Here is a 23,507-nt window from a genome sequence, read left to right on the forward strand (position 1 = left end):
CCAAACGCAGATGAAACAGACGGTTTCAGCTCTTTTTGGGGGCGTCGAAGGCGGGATTGACAAAATAGACGTTTTTCTGATCCATGCGCTCCTTGGCCAGACGAATGGCCTCGCCAAAGCGCTGGAAATGGACGATCTCCCGCTCCCGTAGGAACCGGATGACGTCGTTGACGTCCGGGTCATCGGACAGCCGAAGAATATTGTCGTAAGTCAGCCGGGCCTTCTGCTCCGCCGCCAGATCCTCCGTAAGGTCGGCCAGGATGTCGCCGGTGGACTGCATGGTGGAGGCAGACCAGGGATAACCGGAGGCGAACTGGGGATAGATGCCGGTGGTGTGATCCACAAAGTAGGTGTCAAAGCCGGCAGTCCGGATCTGCTCCTCGGTGAGGCTCCGGGTGAGCTGATGGACGATGGCGGCCACCATCTCCATATGGCCCAGCTCCTCGGTGCCGATGTCGGTGAGCAGCGCTTTCAGCTCGGGATAGGGCATGGCATAGCGCTGGGAGAGGTAGCGCATGGCGGCGCCCAGTTCACCGTCAGGCCCGCCGTATTGGCTGATGATGACTGAGGCCAGCTTGGGGCTGGTGTTCTTGATCTTGACAGGGTACTGGAGCTTCTTTTCATACATGAACATGGCTTACTTTTTGCCTCCTTCCGGGTAGTCCCAGGGCCAGGGGTTGTTGATCCAGGTGGAAAAGCTCTTTTGATCGGCCGTGGCGAACAGGGTGACCGGGCCGCACATGGCCTCATACTTTTCCCGGCCGGCCTTCTCCAGGGCGGCGTACTGCTGGAACAGGGCAAAGGCCTCCTCGTCGGCCTGGTGGGTATCCAGGTAAAGTCCCAGCTCCAACAGGACGAATTCCAGGGCCTGGAGCTCGCCCAGAGGGCCGCTGACGGCATTGGGAGCATCTACTTTCAGGTGAAAGGGCAGGTTGAGCCCGGGGAAGAGGGTGCCATTGCTCAAAGCGTCATTGGCCTCATAACGCTTGGGACTTGTCTGCTGAAAGGGGACATAGGGAACTGCCAGCGGGGCGCACTCCGGCAGGGTACCGCAGCTGTCGGCGCAGGCAGGCTTATTTGTTCCTTGATCGGGATACAATGCGTTTTCCTCCTTGGCAATTGATTGGAGAAAATATCCTCCGTGATATCCTATGTTCTAAATCGGGCGGAGGAGAGAAGGCGGGCGTGAAGGGGACGGGCATAACCGGGCGGGACAGTCCATAAAGTGGCAGAGGGAGGAATGTATGATGAAAAAATGGAGCGGGAAAAAAGTTTTGGCCATGATGCTTGCTGTGGCGGTATTGGCTTCTGTGGGCGTGGGCGGACGGCGGAGACGCGCGGTGGAGAGCTTTGCCCCAGTGCGGCTTACACAGCGGCAGCTCATTTTAGACGCGGGCCATGGCGGGGAGGACGGCGGCGCGGTTTCTATCACCGGGGTGCCGGAGAGTCACATCAACCTGGCGGTGACATTGAAGCTGGATCAGCTTTTGGGCTTTTACGGCCTTTCGCCCATCCTGCTGCGGGAGACCGACGTGTCCCTCTATGATCCGGGCTGCGAAACGCTGCGGCAGAAGAAGGTCTCCGACCTCCACAATCGCGTGGCTACAGTGGAATCCACACCGAACGCCCTGCTTGTGAGCATCCACCAGAATACCTTTTCCAATCCAGCCTATCATGGGGCGCAGACCTTTTTCCGGGAGGGGGAGGAAAGTGAAGCCTTGGCAAAGCTGACCCAGGAAACGCTGCGGCAGGGCCTTGACCCGGAGAATAAGCGCACGCCGACCAAGATCCCCGACTCAGTATATCTGATGAAGCATATCAATTGCCCGGCGATCCTGATAGAGTGTGGCTTTCTGTCCAACGCTGGGGAGGAGGCAAGGCTTCGGCAGGATGGCTACCAGACCCAACTGGCGCTGTGCATTACCTCGGCACTTCTAAGGAGTGGGGAAGAGGCCGGCGGGGAAGGAACGCCTGAGATATCAAATATTTGAAAAAAGTGAGGGGCGGCCATCCGAAAGGAATGGCCGCCCCTTCAAAATTGTTTTCCGGTTCCCCAACAAGTGGGTGGCGAAATAGGGGAGAATGTGCTATAATCGAACAAACCAATGAAGAAACAGGGGAGAGAGCAATGGCCAAAGCCAAGACTGTATTCTACTGTACCGATTGCGGCAATGAAGTCCTGCGGTGGCAAGGCCAATGTCCGGCCTGCGGCGCTTGGAACACCATCGTAGAGCAGCCCGCCGAGCCCAAGAGCAAGGCGCCCAAGTCCACCTCAGGACGGCGGGAGGGCGGGGGCCTGAGCTATGCCCGCCCCAGGCCCATTGCCGAGGTGGAGACTACGGATGAGCTTCGCTTTGAGACGGGGATGAACGAGCTTGACCGGGTACTGGGCGGCGGCGCCGTGAAGGGCTCTCTGGTGCTGGTGGGCGGAGCTCCCGGCATCGGGAAATCCACACTTATGCTGCAAATTTGTGATAGTTTGTGCCGTTTTGCCAATGTTTTATATGTTTCCGGTGAGGAATCAGAGCGGCAGATCAAGCTGCGCGCAGAGCGGCTTCGGGTAAGGGGGGAGGGTCTCTACCTGCTGGCGGAGACCAATCTGGAGAACATTCTGGAGGCGGTGGACGAGCTCAAGCCCGACGTCCTTATCGTGGATTCTATCCAGACCCTCTATAACGGCGATCTGACCACCTCGCCGGGCAGCGTGGGCCAGGTGAAGGACTGTACCCTGGCGCTGATGAACATCGCCAAGGGGCGAGGGATTACGGTATTTGTTATCGGACACGTGAACAAGGAGGGCTCCATCGCCGGGCCCAAGGTGCTGGAGCATATGGTGGACTGTGTGCTCTACTTTGAAGGGGAGCAGCAGACGACCTACCGGATCCTCAGGGCGGCCAAAAACCGGTTTGGAGCCACCAACGAGATCGGCGTCTTTGAGATGGCGGATACCGGGCTTACCGAGGTGCCGAATCCCTCTGAGATGCTGCTGGAGGGCCGGCCCACCGATACGCCGGGCACCTGCGTCACCTGTGCCATGGAGGGCGTGCGGCCGGTGCTGGCCGAGGTGCAGGCGCTTCTGACGCCCACTAGCTCCGACCGGCCACGGCGGATGGTGTCCGGCGTGGACTTTAACCGCACCATGCTTTTGTTGGCGGTACTGGAGAAGCGGGGAGGTCTGTTAGTTCACTCCTGCGACGCCTATGTGAATGTGGTGGGCGGCTTGGAGCTGGAGGAACCCGCCGTTGATTTGGCCACAGTCATCGCTTTGGCGTCCAGCTTCCGGGATAAGAGCGTTCCCGGCGACCTGGCAGCCATCGGTGAGGTGGGCTTGACCGGCGAGCTTCGCTCCGTGAACGCGCTGAACCAGCGCCTGAGCGAAGTGCGGCGGCTTGGCTTTACGAAATGCATGATCCCGTCCCGCTGCGGCAAGGTAGTTGCGCCTGACGGTCTGCAACTGATCAAGGTGCGGAATATCCGGGAGGTACTGTCGGCGGTGTTATGACAGAAAACGGGCGCCCATGAAAAACAGAGGGGAGGTTTTGGAGGTAGATTCAAAAGTAAACAAAATAAAAATTTTGTTTACTTCAGGGGAGGGAAAAAGGGCCTGGTTTCAGGGCTTTTGACCAAATGGGTCGTTTTGCTCTCTTCAAAGCCTCTATGGACAATATGGACTATCGCACGGAAGCGCCACCCATTCTGCGGGATTTTCTGACCTACCACGAAAGTATTCAGGGACACTCCAAGAAAACTGTGGATGAATACTTCTTAGACCTGCGCAATTTCCTTCGTTACATCAAACTGGAAAAAGGTCTTGTGCCCAGAACAGCCGAACTGGATGACATTGATATCGGAGATGTGGACTTGGATCTTGTCCGCTCTGTGAGCCTGTCCGACGTCTACTCCTATATGAACTATCTCAGCCGCGACCGGGCGCAGCATCCCAACAGCGATCAGACTGGATATGGCCTCAAAGCCACCTCCAGGGCTCGCAAAGTGGCGGCGATCCGATCCTTTTATAAATATCTCACCAATAAGGCCAAAGTGCTTACTGAAAATCCCATGCAGGATCTGGATTCCCCCAGGATGAAAAAATCGCTGCCCCGGTATCTGGATCTGGATAGCTCGATCCAGCTGCTGGAAAGCGTTGACGGCCCATTTCAGGAGCGGGATCGGTGCATTTTGACCCTGTTTTTGAACTGCGGAGTTCGGATTTCGGAACTAATTGGATTAAACCTAACCGATGTGCGGGGCGATCAGCTCCGGGTTTTGGGCAAGGGCAATAAAGAGCGGATTTTGTACCTAAATGATGCCTGTATCCAGTCAATTCAGGACTATTTGACGGTTAGAGGTTCTGAACAGACCATTGATAAGCGGGCGCTGTTTCTCAGCCGGCGCAGGACGCGCATTTCTAAGGCGGCAGTGGAGAAGCTTGTGAAGAAGTATTTGACAAAGGCGGGGCTGGACGCCAGTCAATACTCACCGCACAAGCTTCGTCACACCGCCGCGACACTGATGCTTCAGAGTGGTGTGGATGTGCGTACGCTTCAGGAGGTGCTGGGTCACGACAACCTGAACACCACACAGATCTATACCCACGTGGACAATGAAAACCTCCGTCTGGCGGCCATGGCCAACCCCCTGGGAAAAGTCAGCCCAAAGAAGAAAAAGACGGCCGGTCAGGAGGAGCCGAAGTAAAATTTTCCGGCGGGTTTGCCCCCAATATGTGGAGATATCGGATGGCCTGATAGGTATAGGTGCTCAGGGGCCGGTAGTCCGCGTCATAGGAATGGGCGGCCAGGAGTATCGTTTCCGGCGTGGCCGGGCGGCCTATGGATACTATAATGGGTGTATGAGAATAGATCTCGCCCTTGAAATTGAGCTGAATGAAGTCGCCAGGCAGCAGATCCTGAAGGCCGACCTCGGTGGCAAAGGGGCCTGGTGTAGGCTTGCCGCGCAGGAGAAAGTTGCGGAAGTACTCGACTCCGGTCCAGGCGGGGGCCTTATTGTTGGCATCAATGTAATACCAACCGTAGGTCGGGGTGTAATTCATCACGCCGGTGCCGGCGTAAAGACACTGTGAGGCGAAGTTGGTGCAGTCGCCGCCGATCTCTTCGTAGTCATAGAATTTGGGATTGCGGCCATATGCCCATCGGTGGGCGTAGGCCACGGCGGCAGCACGGTCGTAAGGGAGCGTGAGAGTGGTCATAAGCGTCCCTCCTTTCCCGCCATCCTATGCCGCCGCAGAAGAAAAAGAAACCGCTGCCGAATTCGTTCGGCAGCGGTTTTAATTATAAATGACGAAAAGGCAATTCCCTTTACAAACGCTGAGAAGAAAGACCTGACATGGCACTTTGGGCTGTGGCGGCATCAATGGCGCCCGCTGCGGCCAGGCGTTCCAGAAGGGTGCCTCCCCCCTCCCCTGCGGTTTTTGCCGATAGGGCGAAGTAGGACAGGTAGACGGTTTGTGCCCGCAGGAAGGGCTTTTGCGCGAGCAGCGTGCCCTCCCCTGCGGTCAGGACGCCCAAGGTCTGCGCGTCGGTCAAAGCGGTCTCCCACTGAAAATCACTGCCCTCCATATAGCCCAAAGCCCGCAGGAGAAAGGTGGTGTAGTCTCCAGCGGAGATGGGGGCGTCGCTGCCGAAGATGACCCGCCACTGCTCGTCTACGCCCTGCCCCTTGGTATAGCCTCTATCATAGGCATAGGCGACATAGGGCAGCGCCCAGTCAGGGACGTCGGTAAAGTGGATCCCGCTGCCGGGGTAGCTGAGCGCGGACTGCTCCTCCCCCATCAGGCGCAGGAAAAGGACGAGGCCCTGAATACGGGTTGGGGCCAGCTCCAAGTCGTAGCCGGAGCCATAGGGTGTGTCAGTGCCCTTAAAAAGGCCCATGGTCTTCAATGCGTCAGCCAGGGCGTTGTAGTCCGTCTCAGTGCTGGGACTGAGCTGATAGGGGCCGGTGAGACGTACCACCGCCGTATCGGTGGTGACGGAGAAAGCGGCCTGGGTCTGCTCCGCAGCCAGATAGCGATGGCCGGTCACAGGTAAGCCGGTGTGCTCTTCTCCGGTGGTGATGTCCACTACCGTGCCGGCACTGGAGAGCGAAAGTCCCCCTGCCAGTGGAGTTAGGGCCGCGCCACTGTCCAACCGAAGCACGTCTCCCCGCTTGATGCGCAGCTCAGTACCACTGGAGGTGGAGGAGTTCTCCAATGCGTCTATGCGCTCCTCTGCCCTGGCGTCTGCCTGGGTGACAGCGTTGGGAATGAAGGTGCTTTTCAGCCAGCCCAGGGCAATGAGAGGATCGGCGGCAGAGCCGGGATCCGCGGCGATGGCGCCGCCGGCGCAGATGAGAGTCCCTGCCAACAGCAAGGCCATTACCTTTCGGTGTTTCATGACGCCTCCGAAATAAAGTAGCTGAGCGCCAGGAGGCTGTCGGCAAAGTGGACGTTTTCCACCACGATGCCGGAATCCGCATGGAGTTCTGAGTTGGTAAAGTTCCAGATCCCCTTTACGCCGCCGGCAATGAGACGCTCCGACATCTCCCCTGCTACAGAGCCGGGAACGGTAAGAACACCGATGCTGGTGGGGTGAGCGCTGAGATAGTGCTCAAGCTCCTCAATGGGGTAAATGGGCACGCCGGAGATATCGTGGCCAATGAGCTCCGGACACACGTCAAAGGCGGCGGTGAGACGTACGCCGCTGCGGTCAAAGTGGAAGTTTTCCAGCAGGGCCCGCCCCAGGTTGCCGGCGCCCAGGATAACTGCGGTGTGGCCCTGATTCATGCCTAAAATATCCGCGACCTCCTTGCGGAGCGACTCCACATTGTAGCCATACCCCTGCTGTCCGAACTCGCCAAAGCAGGAGAGATCCTGACGGATCTGGGAGGCGGTGAGATGCATGGACTTGCCCAGAGCACTGGAGGAGATCCGCACAACGCCCTGCCGGGCCAGATCGCTAAGATGCCGGTAATATCGGGGCAAGCGGCGGATAACAGCGCTGGAAACTTTGTCCTTCTTCATGGTATTTGCAACTCCTTGTTTCTGCGTCTTTCTATACTAAGTCTACCCTATCCGAGCCAACTTGTCAAACTTTTTCACAATCAAAAAGAAGATGATTTGAAAAAAGTCAAGGGTCGTTGAAAAAACACCCCTCTGGGAACAGGCCCATAGGGGTGTTTTTCGACATATTTATTGCTCCAATAATTGGAGGAAGGCGGCCTCGTCCAATATGGGAACATCCAGCTCCTGAGCCTTGCGGAGCTTAGAGCCGGCAGCCTCGCCCGCGACCACATAGGAGGTCTTCTTGGATACGGAGCCGGAGACCTTCCCGCCCAGCGCCTGAATACGCTCCCCTGCTTCCTTCCGGGTGAAGCCGGTCAGCTCACCGGTGAGGACAAAGGTAAGCCCGGAGAACTTGTCACCCACCGGCTGGGCGCGACTTTCCATATTTACCCCAGCCGTACGGAGGGTCTCCACCAAATGCTGAGATTGTGGATCGGCGAACCAGGCGGTGATGTTTTGAGCCGTGACGGGGCCGATGTCGGGCACTGCGGCCAGGTCCTCTTCTGTAGCGGCGATCAGGGCGTCCAGAGAACCGAACTGGCGGGCCAGGAGCTGGGCGGCGCGCTGGCCGACCTGACGAATGCCAAAGGCATAAAGAAGCCTCGAAAGATCGTTTTCCTTAGATTTTTCAATGGCGGAGATAAGGTTCTCCGCCGACTTTTTCCCCATGCGCTCCAGCTTGGCAACGTCTTCGGCCCGAAGACTGTATAGGTCGCCGGGGGTCTTCAGAAGGCCGGCGTTGACCAGATTCTCCACATTGGCACTCCCCAGCCCCTCGATGTCCATGGCATCCCGGGAGGCAAAATGTGCCAGGTGCCGGAGAAGTTGGGCGGGACATTCGGCACCGGTACAGCGCAGAGCAGCGCCATCCTCATCCCGAACCACGGGAGCCCCGCAAACAGGACAGTGATCCGGCAGATGATAAGGCACGGTGTCCGGCGGCCGCCGCTCCTTGAGAACAGAGACGATCTCCGGGATGATCTCCCCTGCCTTTTGGACGAGGACAGTGTCTCCGATCCGAACGTCCTTTTCCGTTATAAAGTCCTGGTTGTGCAGTGTGGCATTGGTGACGGTGGTGCCCGCCAGCCGTACCGGAGCTACCACCGCTTTCGGGGTCAAGACCCCGGTGCGGCCTACCTGGACAAGGATGTCTACAATTGTAGACTCCTTCTGTTCGGGGGGATATTTATAGGCGACGGCCCAGCGGGGGAACTTAGCAGTGCTGCCGAGGGCCTCTCTATCTGCAAGGGAATTTACCTTTACAACAGCGCCGTCAATATCAAATTCAAACCTTTCGCGATTGTCACCGATGGCTTGAATATGCCCAAAGCATTCATCGATGGAAGTGCAACGTATGTGTGGGATCACACGAAAATGTTGGGATTCCAGGTATTCCAGGGCTTCGAGATGGGCTGTAAAGGACTTCCCCTCTACATGCTGGATGTTGAAGATCAGGATGTCCAGCTTCCGTTCCGCGGCGATCTTGGGATCCAGCTGCCGCAGAGACCCGGCGGCGGCGTTCCGGGGATTGGCGAAAAGAGGCTGACCGTTCAGCTCCCGCTCTTCATTGAGCTTATGGAAGACTGATTTCGGCATGAAGACTTCTCCCCGTACGATGAGCCTGGGCAGGGCCTCGGGAAGACGCAGGGGAATGGTGCGAATGGTGCGCAGATTTTGCGTTACATCCTCCCCCACCCTGCCGTCGCCCCGGGTAGCGCCCCGCACAAAAACGCCGTTTTCGTATTCCAAGGCAACGGAGAGTCCGTCCACCTTGGGCTCCACGTCGTAAGATACGCCCTCTACGGCCTCCCCTACCCGCTGACCGAACTCGGATAGCTCCTCCATGGAAAAGACATCCTGAAGGCTTTCCAGAGGCACCTGATGGGTCACCTCGGTAAAGCCTTCCGCCACCCGTCCCCCCACTCGCTGCGTGGGCGAGTCGGGGGTAATGAGGTCGGGGTGCTCGGCCTCCAGTTCCTCCAGACGGCGGAGCTTATGGTCGAATTCGTAGTCCGACATTGTGGGAGCATCTAACATGTAATACTCGTAGCTGGCCCGCTCCAACTCGTCTCGGAGCTGCGCGATCTCCTGTTTGATATCCATATCAAGCGATTCTCCTTTATACCTTTTGGCAGCGGCGTACAAGGCCGGGATCGATCCGACGAAGCAACAAAAAAAGGCTGTGGCCCAAAATCCAGCCCAAGGTGTTCAAAATGAGGTCGTCCACATCAGTTCCCCGGGCGACAAAAATCTGAAAACATTCAATAAAAAGGGATAAAAAAGCGGTAATAGCCGTACTTTTCCACCATTTGGGCTTGTCCGATAAAAGGCCGGCAAAGAAGCCAATGGGCAAAAACATGATAACATTTCCGGGGAAATTGACCCAAATGGCGCTCCACATCTCGTTTTTGACATAGAACTGAAATAGCCGCAGGCTTTCCGCAAACGGGATCAAATTGATCCCGCCCTGAAATGGCACCCCGGGAGTATAGAGCCATTGGCCGGTGCGGAGAAAATAGTTTAGATCCGGCGGCGTAAGGGTGAGCCATAAAAGCCCGCACACGAACATGAAAAGCAGCAGCAGAGCCCCTTCACGCGCGGAGCCCGCCCGCCGGCCTTGAAGGGCCAGGCGGCGTTTTCGCAGCGGGCGGCTGATGGCCCAGAGAAGCGCTCCCATTATGGCGGGAAGCGTCATTTTGATGAAGTATGAGGCGATAGTGGACATCCACTTCCCCCCTTTCATTGGTTCCGGTTGAGGTAGGTCTGGGGCGGCTGGCCGATGATAACGGTCTCGGCAATACATACGGGCGTGTCGATCTGGGTCTCTACGATGCCGCCGGGCAGAAGGAGCCGTGCGGTGATGGAGACATCCAACAGGATGCGGTGAATCGTCTGATTGACCCCGGCGCTGGTAAAGTCATTGCGGTAGCTCCCTTCTGTCGAGGCCACGGAGAGCACCTGGACAGGAAGTGCAGGGCCCAGCGCGGAGAGCAGGTCGATCCCAGTGAGAGCTCCCAGAGGGACATCCAGGAAGTGACTGTCCAGGTCTTCGACCTGGGTAACGATCTCCTCCAGGATCGAGGTGCGAAGAAGATTCAGCCGGACAGTATCCGTGGAGAGGGTGGCAATTTCGCCCCCATCTGTCTGCAGACGTACCATATCCGTATAGGAAAGCGCTTGGTCAGACAGCGCCTGAGAGACCGCTTGGTCGGCGATAAGAGTGATCTTGTTGCGCACGCGAGTTTCCGCCAGGGCGATCAATTGCGGCCGCAAAGCGGCGTCAAACTGATGAATAAGAAAAAGGGCCAGTCCCAGGCCAAGGAGGACGGAAAGAAAAAGCTGTCCCCTCCCCTCACGGCGGCCTCTTGCCGGTCGCAGCCAGGGAAAGGGAATACGCCGCCTTATCTGCATAATCTCACCTCCTGAAAAAGACTATGCGGAAAGGGGCTTGTTTCAGGACTTCAGAGCTTCCACAGCCAAAAGGATGCCAAGCTTGCCGGATTCGTAACTCAATCCGCCCTGAAGATAGGCGGTGTAGGGAGCGCGCATAGGGCCGTCGCAGGACAGTTCGATAGAGGCGCCCTGAATGAAAGCGCCCGCCGCCATAATGACGGGATCGTCATAGCCCGGCATATCCCAGGGCTCAGGAGTTACGTAAGAGTCCACAGGAGCGCCAAGCTGAATTCCTTTACAGAACTTTTTCAGTGGTTCCGGCGATCCAAAACGGATCATCTGGATGATGTCATGGCGGATCTCGCTGGATGCGGGATTGGCGTCATAGCCCAGAAGTTCCATCATACGGGCGGCAAAAAGGGCGGTCTTGACCGCCTGCGCCGCCACATGGGGTGCAAGGAAAAGCCCTTGATAGAGACTGCGGTTGTTGCCTAAGCTGCATCCGCACTCCTTCCCGATGCCGGGGACGGTGAGGCGCATAGCGGCGCCTTCGACCAGATCTCGGCGGCCGGCAATATATCCCCCGGTGGGAGCCAATCCGCCGCCGGGGTTTTTGATGAGAGAACCCACCACAAGATCAGCCCCGACTTCCGTGGGCTCCAGAAGCTCCACAAACTCGCCGTAGCAGTTGTCTACAAGAATAGACACATCCTGCCGAACGCTGTGGACAGCATCACAGATGGCGCCGATCTCCGCGACAGACAGAGATGCCCGGGTGGCGTAGCCTCTGGAGCGCTGGATCATTACTGCCCGGATGGAAGCGTCCGACCGAAGCGTCTGTGCGATCCCCTCCAGGTCAGGTTTTTCGTCGGGAGTGAGATCTACCTGACGGTAGCCAATACCATAGGACTTGAGGGATCCTGGAGCATTGCCGGTGATGCCAATGGCGCTCTGAATGGTGTCATAGGGCGCTCCGACGGCGTAGAGAAGGGTCTGACCTGGTTTTAGGGCACCGCAGAGAGCGCAGTAGATGGCATGGGTGCCGTTGACGAATTGAACACGAACCAAAGCGTCCTCTGTACGAAAAATATGGGCATAGATCGCCTCCAGCTTGTCCCGCCCCTGGTCATTGTAGCCATAGCCCGTGGTGCCGGCAAAGTCGCCCTCCGATACCCGAAGAGCCTGGAAGGCCTCCAAGACCTTCTCGGCATTGGTTTGAGCAATGGTGTCTACAAGATGAAACTGCTCTGCCAGGTCAGCTTCTGCCTGCTGCCCCAAAAGGCGAGTCTTCTCGCTTATCTGTAAAGCCATTTTATTTTACACATCCTTATTTTTCTTTATAAAGTGCTTTCTGCCAGCGCGGATATAAGCCTGACACACGCCGCTGCGTCGGAGAGGTCTGCGACCTCAGTGGGGGTATGAATATACCGGCAAGGGATGGATACGCCGCCGGTGACCACGCCCAGGCGGGTGTGACAGATAGGCCCGGCGTCAGTGCCGCCTTTGGTGAGGACATCCATCTGGGCGGGGATCCCCTGCTCGGTGGCCAGCGTGGTAAGCCGTTCCACCATGGCCGGATGGCAGATCACAGAGGTGTCCATGACCTTGATGGCGGCGCCCTTTCCAAGTTGGGCGCTGCCGACCTTGGGCGCGTCAGGATAGTCGTAGGCCCCGGTGACATCTACCACCAGAGCGTAATCCGGATCGATCCCGTAGGCCGCGGGCTTGGCGCCCCGCAGCCCCACCTCCTCTTGGACGGAGAAAACGAAGTAGAGGTCATTTTCCCTGCCCTTTAGCCGCTTCAATACCTTAAGGAGGGCGGCGCAGGCGATCCGGTTATCCAAATGGGGGGAAATGATCCGGTTCCCTGTTTTCATAGTTTGCCCGGCGTAGACGGCGGTGTCGCCGGGGTTGACCAGGGCGGCGGCCTCCGCCCGGCTCCCCGCGCCGATATCCACGTAGAGGTCGTCTAAAGCGGGCTTGGCGCTGTCACTGCTGCCCTGGAGCTTCACCGCGCCGGCCGTACCGTTTTCAAAGAGGACTGGGACGTTCACCAGCGCCTGGGGCTGAGTGCCGCCCAACCTGCCAAAGCGAATGGAGCCATTGTCTTCCAGATAGGTGGCCACCAGGCCGACAGTATCCATGTGGGCGCAGATCATCAGTTTGGGGCCACTTCCCTTTCTGTGGATGATAAGATTTCCCATCACGTCGGTGGTCAACTCGTCGGCAAAGGGCGTGGCCAGCTTGGAAATAGCTTGGGATATTGGCCCTTCCCGGCCGGAAGGGCCATGGATGGCGGCGAGTTGTGTGAATAATTCATAAAGTTCCATTTTCATTATGAGATCCTCCCCTGGGCGACGGCCTCGATGAAGTGAAACGCAAGCGCCTGAATATGCTCAAAATCGGCCATAGCGGCCACGCTGGAGGGCGAGTGGAGATATCGAACGGCGGCGGAGAGCGCCCCTACCCGCACACCACTTTTGGTACGTTGGACAGCTTTGGCGTCAGTGCCGCCGGAGAGGTACTCCTTGGTTTGCCAGGGAATGCCCATTTCCTCCGCCAGAGTACACAGCAGAGAGAAAAGCTCAAGATCGTAGACCGTGGTGCCGTCCATATAGGGGATCACCGGCCCGCCGCCGGGGCGGCAGACCCGCCGATGGGGTTCGGTGGCGGGAGTGTCGGCGGCGGTGGTGCCCTCCAGGATGAGCGCCAGTTCCGGCGTCACGGAGAAGGCCGCGCCAAAGGCCCCGCGGGTGCCTACCTCCTCTTGGACGGTAAAGGCAAAGGTCACGTCCATGGGGAGCTCCCGCTCCAGCAACTCGATCATTACAGCACAGCCGATGCGGTCATCGATAGCTTTGGCCTTGAGCATACGGTCGCCATATTCCACGATCTCACCGGAAAAGACACCAAAATCTCCCACATAGGTGAGAGCTTCTGCCTCCTCCCTGTTCTTGGCGCCGATGTCGATGAAGAGGCTTTCCAACTCGGGGGTCTTCTTTCGCTCCTCAGCGGTGGTAAGGTGAATGGCCTTTAGTCCAATGACCCCGGGGACGCCCGCCGTTCCGAGAAAAACCTGTTTTCCAATAAGCACCCGGTGGTCGACGCCGCCCAGGCAGGCAAATTTCAGGTAACCCTCGTCGGTAATACGCTTGACGATGAGACCGACCTCGTCCATATGGGCGCAGAGCATCAGCCGGTTGGGGGCGGCTTGGGCCCCCGCCTTGAAGCAGATGAGATTTCCCATGCCGTCGACCCGTATCTTGGCTCCGGCGGCCTGGGCACGGCGCTTCAAATAGTCTCGGACAGGGGCTTCAAAGCTGGAGGGGCCGTTAAGGGCGCACAGCTCCTTCAAGGTGTCCAGCAGCACTCAGACCGCCTCCTTTCCGATATCCTGGGTAAAGGCGGCCAGGAGGCGGGCGGTGTGCTCCATGTCCTCCAGCGCCACGGCCTCAATGGGACTGTGCATATACTTCAGGGGCAGGGATACCACGGCCGTGGGGATCCCCTCCCGGCAGATCTGCATATGCCAGCCATTGGTGCCCGTATGACCCTCCATGACCTCTAATTGGTAAGGGATATCTCCCACTTTGGCCTTCGAGATCAGCCGCTGGGTCAGGCTCCGGGTCATATTTGGCCCCACGCCGATGGCAGGGCCGCCGTACAGTTTGCAGGGGACGTCGTCCTCAGAGAGGCCGGGCGTGCGGGCAAAGGTCACATCCACCGCTGCGCACCAGTCCGGGGCTATGGCGTTGGCGCCCACAATGGCTCCTGCCCCGGAGATCTCTTCCCGGACGCTGCCCATAATATAGAGGTCTACATCCAGCTCGGCCTTCTGTAAAAGCTCCGCCGTTCGAAGCAGGACGGTAAAGCAGGAGCGGTCATCCAGAGATTTGCCGCAGACCTGGCCTCCGGCCAAGGGGGTGCAGCTTTCCCGGTAGACCATGGGGGTGCCGATGGGGATAAGGGCTTCCGCCTGGGACTGGGTAAGGCCCACGTCTACGCGCAGGTCTTCGATGGCCGCTGCCTTGTCCTGGTCGGCGGCGGTCTGTACATGCGGCGGCAGACAGGCCACAACGCCAAAGAGGGGCTTCGGCTTGGTGAGAATGGTCAGCTCCCTGGCGGGAAGCATTCTGGGATCCACGCCGCCAATGGGCGCAAAGCGGAGGAATCCCTCTTCGATCCCGGTGACGATGAGGCCGATCTCGTCCAGATGGGCGTCCAACAAAAGCCGCTTGGCGTTGGGCCTGCCGCACCGACGAAGACCGATGACATTCCCCATCCGGTCGATGGAGACCTCGTCCACCCAAGGGGCCAGCAGCTCTTGGGAGGCCTGGGCCACAGGGAACTCGAAGCCGGATGGGCCGGGAAGAGAACACAAATGGTTCAGCGTGTCATAAAGCTCCATTCTTTTGCTCCTTTTCAGTCATCCAGCGCCTGCACCAACCGTTTAAAGGTATTTCCGCGCTCCATAAAATTCTTGAATCTGTCGAAGGAGGCACAGGCCGGAGAGAGCAGCACCACATCGCCGCTCTGAGCTGCGGCATGCGCGGCATTTACCGCCTCGGCAAGGCTGTCGTACTCCTCGATGACGGGGCGGCCGGGAGAATAGTCCGGGGCGGCCTCTACTGCGGCACGGATCTTAGCGGCGGTATCGCCCGTCAAGATAAGAAGCTTTACATGCTCTGCAATAGAAGGGCCAAGCACATCAAAGGGAATGCGCTTGTCATAGCCGCCGGCAATGAGGATGACCTTTTCCGGGAAGCACTTGAGCCCTGCCATAGTGCGGGTGGGGCTGGAGGCAATGGAGTCGTTATAGTAGCGCACCCCGTTCAGCGTTCGCACCAGCTCGATGCGGTGCTCCACTCCGCTGAATTTGGCGGCAAAGGCCCGGATGACCTCGTCGGACACCAGACCGTTCACCGCGGCGATGGCCGCCATGTAGTTCTCCACATTGTGGTCGCCGGGGAGCAGGATGCTGTTCCGGGGCAGGACGGCCCTCTCCCCTCGATCGTCTCGAAGACAGATGACGCCGTCCCGGAGGAACACCGCGGAGCCTTGCGGCTCTCCCCTGCGGCTGAAGAGCGTGAGGGCGCCCTTTTCCATGCCGATAAAAGAGTGGGTGATGTCATTGTCGGCATTGAGAATAAGGCGGTCTTCCCTGCTCTGGTGGGTGAAGATGTTCTCCTTGGCGGAGACATATTCCTCCATGGATCTGTGTACGTCCAGATGGTTGGGGGCCAGGTTGGTGACCACGGTGATGTGGGGGCTCATATCCATGGTCATAAGCTGAAAGGAGCTGAGCTCCACCACAGCGAAATCAGTGGAAGCGATCTGCTCGACTTCAGGCAAAAGGGGCTTGCCGATATTGCCCCCCAGGTGAACGGTGTATCCTGCCGCCTTCAGCAGCTCGGCAATAATGGTGGTGGTAGTGGTCTTTCCGTCGCTGCCGGTGATGCCGATGATGGGACAGGGGCAGACCTGGAAAAAAACCTCCATCTCGGAGGTGAGCACACTTCCACGTTTTACCGCATCCAGAAGCTGGGGCAGGTCAGGCCGCATGCCGGGGGTGCGGAAGATCACATCGTACCCGTCCAGGGCGTCCAGATAGCCTTTTCCCAGGCAGAGACGGGCCCCCTGCCGCGCAAGGGCCTCCATCTGGCTATCGGCCGCCTCCCGCTTGTCACAGGCAGTAACGGAGATCCCGGCGTTCAAAAGCAGCTTGACCAAGGGGACATTGGAAACGCCGAGGCCCAGCACAGCCACCTGTTTTCCCTTGAGCGTATTGAGATAATCTCGCATGGTGAGGCTCATATGCACTTCCTCCTCACAGAAAATATTGGCAAAACTATTATAAGCGGCATACAGGGATATTATAGTAGGTTTTATCCCGAATTTCAATGAAAACAAGTTTGACTTTCAAGGGGGAATCAGATAAAATATATGGGCAAGCAAGCTGGGCAGCCGCGGGGCGAGGCCGAAAGGCCCGCTCTGAGGAAAGTCCGGGCTCCACAGGGCAAGGATAACGGGTAACACCCGCCGGGGGCGACCCCAGGAAAAGTGCAACAGAAATAGACTACCTGCCTGAAAGGGCGGGAAAAGGTGGAAAGGTGAGGTAAGAGCTCACCCGATGGCGTGGAAGCGTCCATCGCTGTAAACTCTATCCGGAGCAACGCCGTGGGAACACATATAGCCGGCCCGGCTGTGTTCAGGAGGCGGCTGGAGCGCGTCGGCAACGGCGCGTCGAGATAGATGGCTGTCTTAAAAGACAGAACCCGGCTTACAGGCTTACTTGCGCAATATGGAAGGGCGCCGCTCATACAGCGGCGCCCTTTTTATATGTGCGTTCAGATTTTTTCTGGTCACTGCCCGGCTGTGCGGCCATTGCCATGCCCCTGGCCATCGCCACCGGCGCGCAATAACCCCTCTGTACACCCTCTATTCGATAAAGGAAGGCCCGGCAGGATCTTGCCGGGCCTTCCTTTTCGTTCAAATACTGTAATTGTGAGTGTCAGTTCTGATCCCAGTTGTGCCAGACATTCTGCACATCGTCGTTGGCTTCCAGGAGCTCTACCAGCTTCTCCATGTTCTTTACATCCTCTTCGGACTCCAGCTTCACGTAGTTCTGGGGAACCATCTCCACAGCGGCGCTGAGGAAGGCGTAACCTTTGGCCTCCAACTTTTCCAGTACGGAGCCGAAATCCTCAGGCGTGGTGGTGATCTCAAAAACCTCTTCCTCCGCGCTCATGTCCTCGGCGCCGCAGTCCAGCGCGTCCATCATCACGGTGTCCTCATCCAGGTCTTCCTTCTCGATGACGATAACGCCCTTCTGGTCGAAAGACCAGGACACGCAGCCGGTGGCGCCCAGGCCCTTGCCATACTTATCCAGCAGGTGGCGGACTTCAGGAGCGGTGCGCTGACGGTTGTCGGTGAGGGCGTCTACAATAATGGCCACGCCGGAGGGGCCGTACCCCTCGTAGGTGACGCTCTCGTAGCTGTCCGTGTTGCCGGAGCCCAGGGCCCGGTCGATGGTGCGCTTAATGTTGTCGTTGGGCATATTGGCTGCCCGGGCCTTGGCGATCACGGTGGCCAGGCGGGAGTTGTTGGCGGGGTCGCCGCTGCCTCCCTGCTTTACCGCCACGATCATCTCCTTGGCGATCTTGGTAAAGGCGGCAGAGCGCTTGGCATCCTGCGCTCCCTTGGTCTTCTGGATGTTATGCCATTTGGAATGTCCAGACATAGTATCTATCCCTTCTTGAAAAATTGCGGGTATAGTTTACCACAAAAAGAAACGCTTTGCAACGGGTCAAAGGGAGGAAAATACCTCTTTATGCCGCTTTGAGAGGAAAATCTCCATATTTGGGAAGCCCTTTCCCAGCCAATCCGCCAACACAGGGCAGACCACATTTTCTGTAGAGAAGTGGCCGGCGTCAATGAGATTGATCCCCATGGCGCGGGCATCCAGAAAGACGTTATATTTCACGTCGGCGGTGACAAAGGTATCACAACCCAGCTCCGCTGCGTCAGAGAGCATATCCCCGCAGGCGCCGCCGCCCACCGCCACCCTGCGGACGGGCCGGCCTGCGTCTTCCAGGCGGAGACCGTTGGCGTTCAGCGTATCCCGAATAAAGGAGGCAAAGGCGTGCAGATCGTCAAAACCACCGACATCCCCCGCCCGGCCGATGCCATAGGGGCGGCCCTGGGGATCCAAGCCCTCCTGGTGGAGCTGCCGAATATTTTTCAGGCCCAGCCGATGGGCCAGGGCGTCATTGACGCCCCCCTCCACCGCATCTAAGTTGGTGTGCATACAGATGCCGGAAATGCCGTTGGTGAGCAGCTTGATAAGAATACGGCCCTGAAGTGTGTCGTCGCGCACCGTCTGCACCTTTTCCCAGGCGCAGTTCATCACGGGGTGATGGGCCACGATGAGCTCCACGCCAAGCTCGGCGGCCTCAGCGGCGACCTCCTCTGTGATATCCAAGGCGACCAGTGCCTTTTTGACCTCGCGATCCGGATACCCCACCAGAAGTCCCACGTTATCCCAGCTCATGGCCAGGTCTTTGGGGGCCTTGGAGAACAAAAATGCTTCGATTTCCTTTACTGCTGCCATGAATCCCACTCCTTTTTCATGTTTCCGATCTCCCAAGCGGCAAGTTCATACCATTTCCGCTTCTCCGCGTCCTCCGGACGCTGAGACCGCTCCAGCCCAATCACCGCCCGGCGGAGCCTTTGAAGCTCCTGCTCCAAATAGCGGCCACGCAGGGGGCTTTCCATGCCCCGGCTCTGCCGGCCTACCCATATTTCTCCCTCGGTGAGCGGCTTCATCTCTCCCGGCTCAGCCAGCAGGATCACGTACAGCGTCTCCCCCTCCGGTACCAATACCTCCTGAAAGACGGCAAGCCCACTGGCGGAGAGATAGCGGCGCAGGCCATCCGTCCCGCTCATAGGCTGAAGGATGTATCGGTGTCCGGCCTCCCCTGTCCAGCGGGAGGCGTGGAGGATGTCGGCAATGGTCTCGCCGCCCATGCCGGCGATGGTGACCACTTCTGCTTCCTGGGCGGGGATGTCGGAAAGACCGTCGCACAAACGGAAGGAGATTTTGTCTGAGACGTCCCAGCGCGCAGCCAAAGCCCTGGCACGGCTCAGGGGGGCGGGGCGCAGGTCGGAGCATATAGCGCGATCAACGCGGCCGTGCTGAACCAGCCATACAGGCAGCCGCCCGTGGTCGGTGCCCACATCGGCCAGACGGACGCCGGGGGGCACCAGGTCGGCCACCGCCTGGAGCCGCGGAGAGAGAGAGAACGGACGTTTCACGATGGGGCCTCCCTTCAAAAGAAGAAAAGGGAGCGGCGATGCCGCTCCCCTTTCAGGTTTGGAACTTACTGGGCGGCGGGGATCAGCTTGTTGATCTCTGCCAGCAGAGCGTCCACATCCACGCCGTGAACCATGCAGGCCTGCTCCACGGTCTCACCGCGGGAGGAGGGGCAGCCCAGGCAGTGCATGCCAATAGACATGAAAAGAGGAGCGGACTGAGGGGCGATATCCAGGATATCGCCAATGATGGTATCTTTGGTGATCTGTGCCATGATATGTTACCTCCAAATGGTAAAAGTCGTTGTTGCACGCATATAGTATATCTCGTTTATAGACTTTTTTCAACAGGAAAACGAACTTTTTTATAGATGTGATAAGCTCAATATTTATCCAATGAAAAAAGACGGCTTTCCACAGTGGAAAACCGTCTTTTTACGTTCTGGGATGGGCCTTGTTGTAAACGTCCTTCAGCTTGGGATTGATGACCCGGGTATATACCTGCGTGGAAGAGATATCAGCATGCCCCAGCATTTCCTGAATGGAGTGAAGGTCGGCGCCGTTTTCCAACAGATGGGCCGCGAAGGAATGGCGCAGGGTGTGTGGGGTGATCTCCTTGAATAGCTCCACCTCTTTGCTGGTGAGGATCTGGGGCAGCTTGCGCTCCACCTTTTCCAGGGAGAGGCCCTTGGCGGGGTTGGCGGGGACGATCCCCTCCCGCTGGAGATAGGCGTAGAAGGATTTGAGAGAGGCGAGAGACCGGGTAACAGTAGCGTTGGACTTCCCCAGGCTCAATAAATATTTGGTGTAGCGATCCACATCGGATTGTGTGGCGCTCTCGGGAGAGACGCTTTCACTGGTGAGCCAATGGAGGTATTGACTGATATCGCGGACGTAGGAGCTGACGGTGTTTTCGGAAGAGCCCTTTTCCTCCGTCAAAAAGTGTTGGTAGGCAGCCAACAGATCCATTTTCTCACCCTCTTCCTTTGCCAAAGTACCCTCTATTGGAGCATAACATTTGCGGCGCCCGTCACAAGAACGGGAACCAGATATCGCTCCAAAAGAAAGCCAAAACACACAGCGGCGGCACAAAAGCCGCTACGCAAAAAATAATCGCGATGGTATGGAAGCTCGCGCCTGCCCTGTCCCGGGGCGCGCAGCGCCAACCGCCAAGAGGCGTGAAGACTCTGGGCCGATAACAGGAAGAGGGCCGGAATCGAGAACAGACCGGGGATCCCCATCAGAAAGAATGCGATAGTGAGCCCTCGGCGTCCATAGGCTTGGGCAAAGGCAGCCACAGAAAAAGCCAGAAAGAACCCCCGGGCGGAGACCAGCGCCGGGATACCGAAGATCCCAAGGGCGGTGAATCCCAATAAAAAGACCGCCAGGAACCAACGGAAGGTTCTCCACAATACCTCAACTGTGGACGGGGTGGTCATGGCCCCAGTCTGTGCCGCGGTGAGAAAGCTTTCCAGATAGATCTGCAAAGCCTCGGCGCCGCCCCCCGCCACACTTAAGGCAATCAGGCAGCCAGCCAGTCCTCCGAACGCAAAAAAGACCGCCGTAACGACAAGAGTTGGGGTGCCCTCTGTCGTCGGCGACCACCAGAATCCCGTAACTGCTCTTCCCATGGCGCTCACCTCCATAGAAGAAATCTATGCCGGTGAGGACAAGACCATGCCTCCAGTGAAAACCGCATCGAACAGTGTAGCTCTATTTTAATCTACTTTCTTCTACAAAGCAAGCCCCTTTTGAAAAAAATTCATTATGTGGCAAAATTATGTAAAATGAATTATGTCTACCTTTGACCTGAAAAGAAAGGAAGCGGAAAGCGGACAGATTCTAAATACAGCCCTCGGCACAATATAGGGCGTCCGAGAGCTGTACTTCACACAACATTTACTTTTCTTCTTTTATGTCACCATTGACAAACGCTTACAGTCACCCTTCCGAAAAAATGTCAACGCCGCCGCTTCTTTTTTTCCCGGACGCCGCCCCGGCGCCCCCCTCCCCCGATCAGGATCCCAGCGGCGGCGCCGCCGCAAAGGGCACCAAAAAGGAGACCCAGGGCGCCACTGTCCAGGGAGAAGGTGTCGAAGAGCAGCAGGCCGATGGTGAGCTGCAGAAGAAACAGTACCCCACCCACGGCCAGGCCAACAAAGAGTCCCCGTGTACCGCACCGGCGCACAGCGATCCCTCCTCCGCAGAAGCTGCCCAGTACGCAGGCTACCACCGTGAGCTGATAACGAATGGAGGCATCCAGAAGCCCCCGAGAGATGCCTACGGCGGCCAGAAGCAGGAATCCAAGACACAGCAGGAGCGCCGCTCCGCCTCCCAGCAGAATACTCTTTCCATACCGTAAGAGCACGGCACCATGATCTTCCTCGTTTTTCCGCATAAAAAATACCCTCCCCACACGGATGTTTTCATCACATCCTATGCGGAGAGGGTATTTAGCATGTCTACCGATCTTATTTGGCGGCGGTTTCGGTGGTCTGGGCGCCCTTGCTGGATACAGCCCACTTGGTGAACTCGATGCGGACACGGTCAGCGCCGGTCTCGATGACGATGGTGTTCTCCTTCACAGCGCATACGGTGCCGACAATGCCGCCGATGCTGGTGATCACGTCCCCTACCTGAAGGTTGGAGCGCATCTCCTCCGCTTCCTTCTTCCGCTTGTTTTCCGGGCGGATCAGCATGAAGTAGAAGATGGCGATCATTACCACCAGCATGATAATAGTCATGTAATCCAAAATAAATTCCCTCCAAAAATAATTTTGAACTATTTGTGCAATAATGCCAGTATAGCCTAAACCTGTCTGTTTTGCAAGTCTTTCCCAAAAGAAACTCAGATTTTTCCGTCCAGCTTCCCGGAATACTCCCGGCGGAAGGCGGCAAACTCCCCGGCGTCCAGGGCGGCGCGGATGCGCTCCATGAGGGTGTTGTAAAAATAGAGGTTGTGGAGCACGGCCAGGCGCATAGCCAGCATCTCCCCCGCTACAAAGAGGTGGCGCAGGTAAGCGCGGGAGAAGTGCTGACAGGCGGGACAATGGCAGGTGGGGTCGATGGGAGAATCGTCCAGCTTATACTTCTCATTTTTTAGGTTGATGGAGCCCTCCCAGGTGTAGAGCTTTCCGTGGCGGGCGTTCCGGGCAGGCATGACGCAGTCGAAAAAGTCTACGCCCCGCGCCACCGCCTCAATGATGTTGGAGGGCGTGCCCACCCCCATGAGATACCGGGGCTTGTCCGTCGGCATATGGGGTTCTACCGCGTCGATGATGTCGTACATTACCTGGGTGGGCTCCCCCACCGCCAAGCCTCCGATGGCGTAGCCGTCACAGTCGATTTTCCGGATCTCCTCCATGTGCCAGATCCGCAGATCGGGGTATGTGGCCCCCTGGTTGATGCCAAAAAGCATCTGCTGCGGGTTTACAACATCTGGCAAGGAGTTTAACTTGTCGTGCTCTGCTTTGCAGCGCTCCAACCACCGAACCGTCCGCTCGCAGGAGGCTTTGGCATAGTCGTATTCTGCGGGGTTCTCCACACACTCATCAAAGGCCATGGCCACATCGCTGCCCAGATGAGACTGGATCTGCATGGATTCCTCGGGGCCCATGAAAATTTTCCTGCCGTCGATGTGGGAGGAAAAATAGACCCCCTCCTCCTTTATCTTCCGGAGTCCGGCCAGAGAGAAGACCTGAAAGCCGCCGGAATCGGTAAGGATAGGGCTCGACCAATCCATAAATTTATGGAGGCCGCCCAGCTGGCGTACCACATCGTCCCCGGGCCGCAGGTGGAGGTGATAAGTGTTGGAAAGCTCGATTTGACAGCCGATGGCCTTCAGATCGTGGGCGGATACCGCCCCTTTGATCGCCCCCTGCGTCCCCACATTCATGAATACAGGGGTTTGGGCGGTGCCGTGGGCGCAGGTGAAAACGCCCCGCCGGGCCCGTCCTTCGGTTTTTATTACTTCAAACACAGGAAAACTCCTTTACTTATGGGAATTGAAGAAGGACTTCAAAGCCGCTTTTCGCTCCGGAGGCAGTTCCTTTTTGGGAACACCCGCCTCCGCGCCAGCCAGAGCCTGAAGCTGGTGGAGGCAGGCGCCGGCGTCCACCTGTAAACGGATCCGAAGCCAAATCTCCTCCGCCCCCAGTGACCGTAGCGCCTCCGGGGTCTCCACGCCGACTTTTTTGAGGTTGTCAGCCAGCACCGGGCCGATGTTGGGAAGCTCGGTCAGTTTCAT

26 protein-coding genes and 1 other RNA gene are annotated in these 23,507 nt (G+C 57.8%); 4 read left to right on the forward strand and 23 right to left on the reverse strand.

Features of this window, described 5'->3' with window-relative positions; translation table 11 throughout:
* Positions 1-25: 25 nt before the first annotated feature.
* A complete protein-coding gene (locus NFR87_RS00925; RefSeq protein WP_251444988.1) occupies positions 26-634 on the reverse strand; it encodes a manganese catalase family protein in 609 nt (202 codons plus the stop codon).
* Between the two features lie 3 nt (positions 635-637).
* A complete protein-coding gene (locus NFR87_RS00930; RefSeq protein WP_251444991.1) occupies positions 638-1,099 on the reverse strand; it encodes a spore coat protein CotJB in 462 nt (153 codons plus the stop codon).
* A gap of 145 nt (positions 1,100-1,244) precedes the next feature.
* Here NFR87_RS00930 and NFR87_RS00935 point away from each other — a divergent pair, with 145 nt between their 5' ends.
* From NFR87_RS00935 to NFR87_RS00945, 3 genes are all read left to right on the forward strand, one after another.
* Entirely contained in the window at positions 1,245-1,991 is a 747-nt protein-coding gene (locus NFR87_RS00935) for an N-acetylmuramoyl-L-alanine amidase (protein ID WP_251444994.1), read from the forward strand.
* Between the two features lie 137 nt (positions 1,992-2,128).
* Complete coding sequence (gene radA, locus NFR87_RS00940) at positions 2,129-3,502, forward strand: DNA repair protein RadA (RefSeq protein WP_251444997.1); 1,374 nt, start codon at positions 2,129-2,131, stop codon at positions 3,500-3,502.
* 164 nt (positions 3,503-3,666) lie between these two features.
* Positions 3,667-4,695, forward strand: coding sequence for a tyrosine recombinase XerC (locus NFR87_RS00945; protein WP_251445001.1), 1,029 nt, complete (start codon positions 3,667-3,669; stop codon positions 4,693-4,695).
* On the opposite strand, the gene NFR87_RS00950 is transcribed toward NFR87_RS00945, so the two are convergent.
* The 11 genes from NFR87_RS00950 to murD form a co-directional block, all read right to left on the reverse strand.
* Positions 4,649-5,206 (reverse strand): amidase domain-containing protein, encoded by a 558-nt coding sequence (locus NFR87_RS00950; protein WP_251445004.1) that lies wholly within the window; start codon positions 5,204-5,206, stop codon positions 4,649-4,651. The two genes, NFR87_RS00945 and NFR87_RS00950, sit on opposite strands and share 47 nt — an antisense overlap.
* Before the next feature lie 109 nt (positions 5,207-5,315).
* Positions 5,316-6,389: a hypothetical protein gene (locus NFR87_RS00955; RefSeq protein WP_251445007.1), complete on the reverse strand. Its 1,074-nt coding sequence runs from the start codon at positions 6,387-6,389 to the stop codon at positions 5,316-5,318.
* On the reverse strand, positions 6,386-7,015 hold the full coding sequence (locus tag NFR87_RS00960; RefSeq protein WP_251445010.1) for a redox-sensing transcriptional repressor Rex: 630 nt from the start codon (positions 7,013-7,015) through the stop codon (positions 6,386-6,388). Before NFR87_RS00960 ends, NFR87_RS00955 begins: the two co-directional genes overlap by 4 nt.
* A 168-nt stretch (positions 7,016-7,183) precedes the next feature.
* Entirely contained in the window at positions 7,184-9,160 is a 1,977-nt protein-coding gene (gene ligA / locus NFR87_RS00965; protein ID WP_251445012.1) for an NAD-dependent DNA ligase LigA, read from the reverse strand.
* Positions 9,161-9,176: 16 nt separating this feature from the next.
* Positions 9,177-9,782, reverse strand: coding sequence for a VanZ family protein (locus NFR87_RS00970; RefSeq protein ID WP_251445015.1), 606 nt, complete (start codon positions 9,780-9,782; stop codon positions 9,177-9,179).
* A 14-nt stretch (positions 9,783-9,796) separates the two neighbouring features.
* The gene (yunB, locus tag NFR87_RS00975; protein ID WP_251445018.1) at positions 9,797-10,468 is read right to left on the reverse strand and encodes a sporulation protein YunB; all 672 of its coding nucleotides are present in this window, start codon (positions 10,466-10,468) and stop codon (positions 9,797-9,799) included.
* A 42-nt stretch (positions 10,469-10,510) separates the two neighbouring features.
* Positions 10,511-11,761, reverse strand: coding sequence for a methionine gamma-lyase family protein (locus NFR87_RS00980; protein WP_251445023.1), 1,251 nt, complete (start codon positions 11,759-11,761; stop codon positions 10,511-10,513).
* 26 nt (positions 11,762-11,787) lie between these two features.
* Positions 11,788-12,786, reverse strand: a complete 999-nt coding sequence (locus NFR87_RS00985) for a M42 family metallopeptidase (RefSeq protein ID WP_251445026.1) — start codon at positions 12,784-12,786, stop codon at positions 11,788-11,790.
* Entirely contained in the window at positions 12,786-13,820 is a 1,035-nt protein-coding gene (locus NFR87_RS00990; RefSeq protein WP_251445028.1) for a M42 family metallopeptidase, read from the reverse strand. Before NFR87_RS00990 ends, NFR87_RS00985 begins: the two co-directional genes overlap by 1 nt.
* Complete coding sequence (locus NFR87_RS00995; protein WP_251445031.1) at positions 13,821-14,858, reverse strand: zinc-binding metallopeptidase family protein; 1,038 nt, start codon at positions 14,856-14,858, stop codon at positions 13,821-13,823.
* A gap of 14 nt (positions 14,859-14,872) precedes the next feature.
* The gene (gene murD / locus NFR87_RS01000; RefSeq protein WP_251445034.1) at positions 14,873-16,264 is read right to left on the reverse strand and encodes a UDP-N-acetylmuramoyl-L-alanine--D-glutamate ligase; all 1,392 of its coding nucleotides are present in this window, start codon (positions 16,262-16,264) and stop codon (positions 14,873-14,875) included.
* Between the two features lie 134 nt (positions 16,265-16,398).
* On the opposite strand from murD, the gene rnpB reads away from it, so the two are divergent.
* An RNA gene (gene rnpB, locus NFR87_RS01005) (RNase P RNA component class A) lies at positions 16,399-16,749 on the forward strand.
* A 212-nt stretch (positions 16,750-16,961) separates the two neighbouring features.
* On the opposite strand, the gene NFR87_RS01010 is transcribed toward rnpB, so the two are convergent.
* From NFR87_RS01010 to NFR87_RS01055, 10 genes are all read right to left on the reverse strand, one after another.
* On the reverse strand, positions 16,962-17,690 hold the full coding sequence (locus NFR87_RS01010; protein ID WP_251445037.1) for a YebC/PmpR family DNA-binding transcriptional regulator: 729 nt from the start codon (positions 17,688-17,690) through the stop codon (positions 16,962-16,964).
* A gap of 66 nt (positions 17,691-17,756) precedes the next feature.
* Complete coding sequence (locus NFR87_RS01015) at positions 17,757-18,560, reverse strand: Nif3-like dinuclear metal center hexameric protein (protein WP_251445040.1); 804 nt, start codon at positions 18,558-18,560, stop codon at positions 17,757-17,759.
* Entirely contained in the window at positions 18,548-19,264 is a 717-nt protein-coding gene (locus NFR87_RS01020; RefSeq protein ID WP_251445043.1) for a tRNA (adenine(22)-N(1))-methyltransferase, read from the reverse strand. The genes NFR87_RS01015 and NFR87_RS01020 overlap by 13 nt, the downstream gene beginning before the upstream one ends.
* A 65-nt stretch (positions 19,265-19,329) precedes the next feature.
* Complete coding sequence (locus NFR87_RS01025; RefSeq protein ID WP_251445046.1) at positions 19,330-19,536, reverse strand: DUF1858 domain-containing protein; 207 nt, start codon at positions 19,534-19,536, stop codon at positions 19,330-19,332.
* Positions 19,537-19,696: 160 nt separating this feature from the next.
* The gene (locus NFR87_RS01030; RefSeq protein WP_251445049.1) at positions 19,697-20,230 is read right to left on the reverse strand and encodes a tyrosine-type recombinase/integrase; all 534 of its coding nucleotides are present in this window, start codon (positions 20,228-20,230) and stop codon (positions 19,697-19,699) included.
* Between the two features lie 32 nt (positions 20,231-20,262).
* Positions 20,263-20,892 carry a stage II sporulation protein M gene (locus tag NFR87_RS01035; RefSeq protein ID WP_251445052.1) on the reverse strand — a complete coding sequence of 210 codons (630 nt, stop codon included), beginning with the start codon at positions 20,890-20,892 and terminating at the stop codon, positions 20,263-20,265.
* A gap of 329 nt (positions 20,893-21,221) precedes the next feature.
* Positions 21,222-21,659, reverse strand: coding sequence for a TIGR04086 family membrane protein (locus NFR87_RS01040; protein WP_251445056.1), 438 nt, complete (start codon positions 21,657-21,659; stop codon positions 21,222-21,224).
* A gap of 73 nt (positions 21,660-21,732) precedes the next feature.
* Positions 21,733-22,005 (reverse strand): preprotein translocase subunit YajC, encoded by a 273-nt coding sequence (yajC, locus tag NFR87_RS01045; protein ID WP_251445151.1) that lies wholly within the window; start codon positions 22,003-22,005, stop codon positions 21,733-21,735.
* Between the two features lie 104 nt (positions 22,006-22,109).
* Entirely contained in the window at positions 22,110-23,240 is a 1,131-nt protein-coding gene (gene tgt, locus NFR87_RS01050) for a tRNA guanosine(34) transglycosylase Tgt (protein WP_251445059.1), read from the reverse strand.
* Between the two features lie 12 nt (positions 23,241-23,252).
* Entirely contained in the window at positions 23,253-23,507 is a 255-nt protein-coding gene (locus NFR87_RS01055; RefSeq protein ID WP_251445062.1) for a TfoX/Sxy family DNA transformation protein, read from the reverse strand.

The organism is Vermiculatibacterium agrestimuris, from assembly GCF_943193085.1.
In the GTDB taxonomy this organism is placed as follows: domain Bacteria; phylum Bacillota; class Clostridia; order Oscillospirales; family Oscillospiraceae; genus Vermiculatibacterium; species Vermiculatibacterium agrestimuris.

What these genes read in the sequence shown, in the direction of transcription:
- NFR87_RS00925 (WP_251444988.1), bottom strand. Translation starts at nt 634, where the DNA reads ATGTTCATGTATGAAAAGAAGCTCCAGTACCCTGTCAAGATCAAGAAC.
- NFR87_RS00935 (WP_251444994.1), top strand. Translation starts at nt 1,245, where the DNA reads ATGATGAAAAAATGGAGCGGGAAAAAAGTTTTGGCCATGATGCTTGCT.
- radA (WP_251444997.1), top strand. Translation starts at nt 2,129, where the DNA reads ATGGCCAAAGCCAAGACTGTATTCTACTGTACCGATTGCGGCAATGAA.
- NFR87_RS00945 (WP_251445001.1), top strand. Translation starts at nt 3,667, where the DNA reads ATGGACTATCGCACGGAAGCGCCACCCATTCTGCGGGATTTTCTGACC.
- NFR87_RS00950 (WP_251445004.1), bottom strand. Translation starts at nt 5,206, where the DNA reads ATGACCACTCTCACGCTCCCTTACGACCGTGCTGCCGCCGTGGCCTAC.
- NFR87_RS00955 (WP_251445007.1), bottom strand. Translation starts at nt 6,389, where the DNA reads ATGAAACACCGAAAGGTAATGGCCTTGCTGTTGGCAGGGACTCTCATC.
- NFR87_RS00960 (WP_251445010.1), bottom strand. Translation starts at nt 7,015, where the DNA reads ATGAAGAAGGACAAAGTTTCCAGCGCTGTTATCCGCCGCTTGCCCCGA.
- ligA (WP_251445012.1), bottom strand. Translation starts at nt 9,160, where the DNA reads ATGGATATCAAACAGGAGATCGCGCAGCTCCGAGACGAGTTGGAGCGG.
- NFR87_RS00970 (WP_251445015.1), bottom strand. Translation starts at nt 9,782, where the DNA reads ATGTCCACTATCGCCTCATACTTCATCAAAATGACGCTTCCCGCCATA.
- yunB (WP_251445018.1), bottom strand. Translation starts at nt 10,468, where the DNA reads ATGCAGATAAGGCGGCGTATTCCCTTTCCCTGGCTGCGACCGGCAAGA.
- NFR87_RS00980 (WP_251445023.1), bottom strand. Translation starts at nt 11,761, where the DNA reads ATGGCTTTACAGATAAGCGAGAAGACTCGCCTTTTGGGGCAGCAGGCA.
- NFR87_RS00985 (WP_251445026.1), bottom strand. Translation starts at nt 12,786, where the DNA reads ATGAAAATGGAACTTTATGAATTATTCACACAACTCGCCGCCATCCAT.
- NFR87_RS00995 (WP_251445031.1), bottom strand. Translation starts at nt 14,858, where the DNA reads ATGGAGCTTTATGACACGCTGAACCATTTGTGTTCTCTTCCCGGCCCA.
- murD (WP_251445034.1), bottom strand. Translation starts at nt 16,264, where the DNA reads ATGAGCCTCACCATGCGAGATTATCTCAATACGCTCAAGGGAAAACAG.
- NFR87_RS01010 (WP_251445037.1), bottom strand. Translation starts at nt 17,690, where the DNA reads ATGTCTGGACATTCCAAATGGCATAACATCCAGAAGACCAAGGGAGCG.
- NFR87_RS01015 (WP_251445040.1), bottom strand. Translation starts at nt 18,560, where the DNA reads ATGGCAGCAGTAAAGGAAATCGAAGCATTTTTGTTCTCCAAGGCCCCC.
- NFR87_RS01025 (WP_251445046.1), bottom strand. Translation starts at nt 19,536, where the DNA reads ATGGCACAGATCACCAAAGATACCATCATTGGCGATATCCTGGATATC.
- NFR87_RS01030 (WP_251445049.1), bottom strand. Translation starts at nt 20,230, where the DNA reads ATGGATCTGTTGGCTGCCTACCAACACTTTTTGACGGAGGAAAAGGGC.
- NFR87_RS01035 (WP_251445052.1), bottom strand. Translation starts at nt 20,892, where the DNA reads ATGGGAAGAGCAGTTACGGGATTCTGGTGGTCGCCGACGACAGAGGGC.
- NFR87_RS01040 (WP_251445056.1), bottom strand. Translation starts at nt 21,659, where the DNA reads ATGCGGAAAAACGAGGAAGATCATGGTGCCGTGCTCTTACGGTATGGA.
- yajC (WP_251445151.1), bottom strand. Translation starts at nt 22,005, where the DNA reads ATGACTATTATCATGCTGGTGGTAATGATCGCCATCTTCTACTTCATG.
- NFR87_RS01055 (WP_251445062.1), bottom strand. Translation starts at nt 23,507, where the DNA reads ATGAAACTGACCGAGCTTCCCAACATCGGCCCGGTGCTGGCTGACAAC.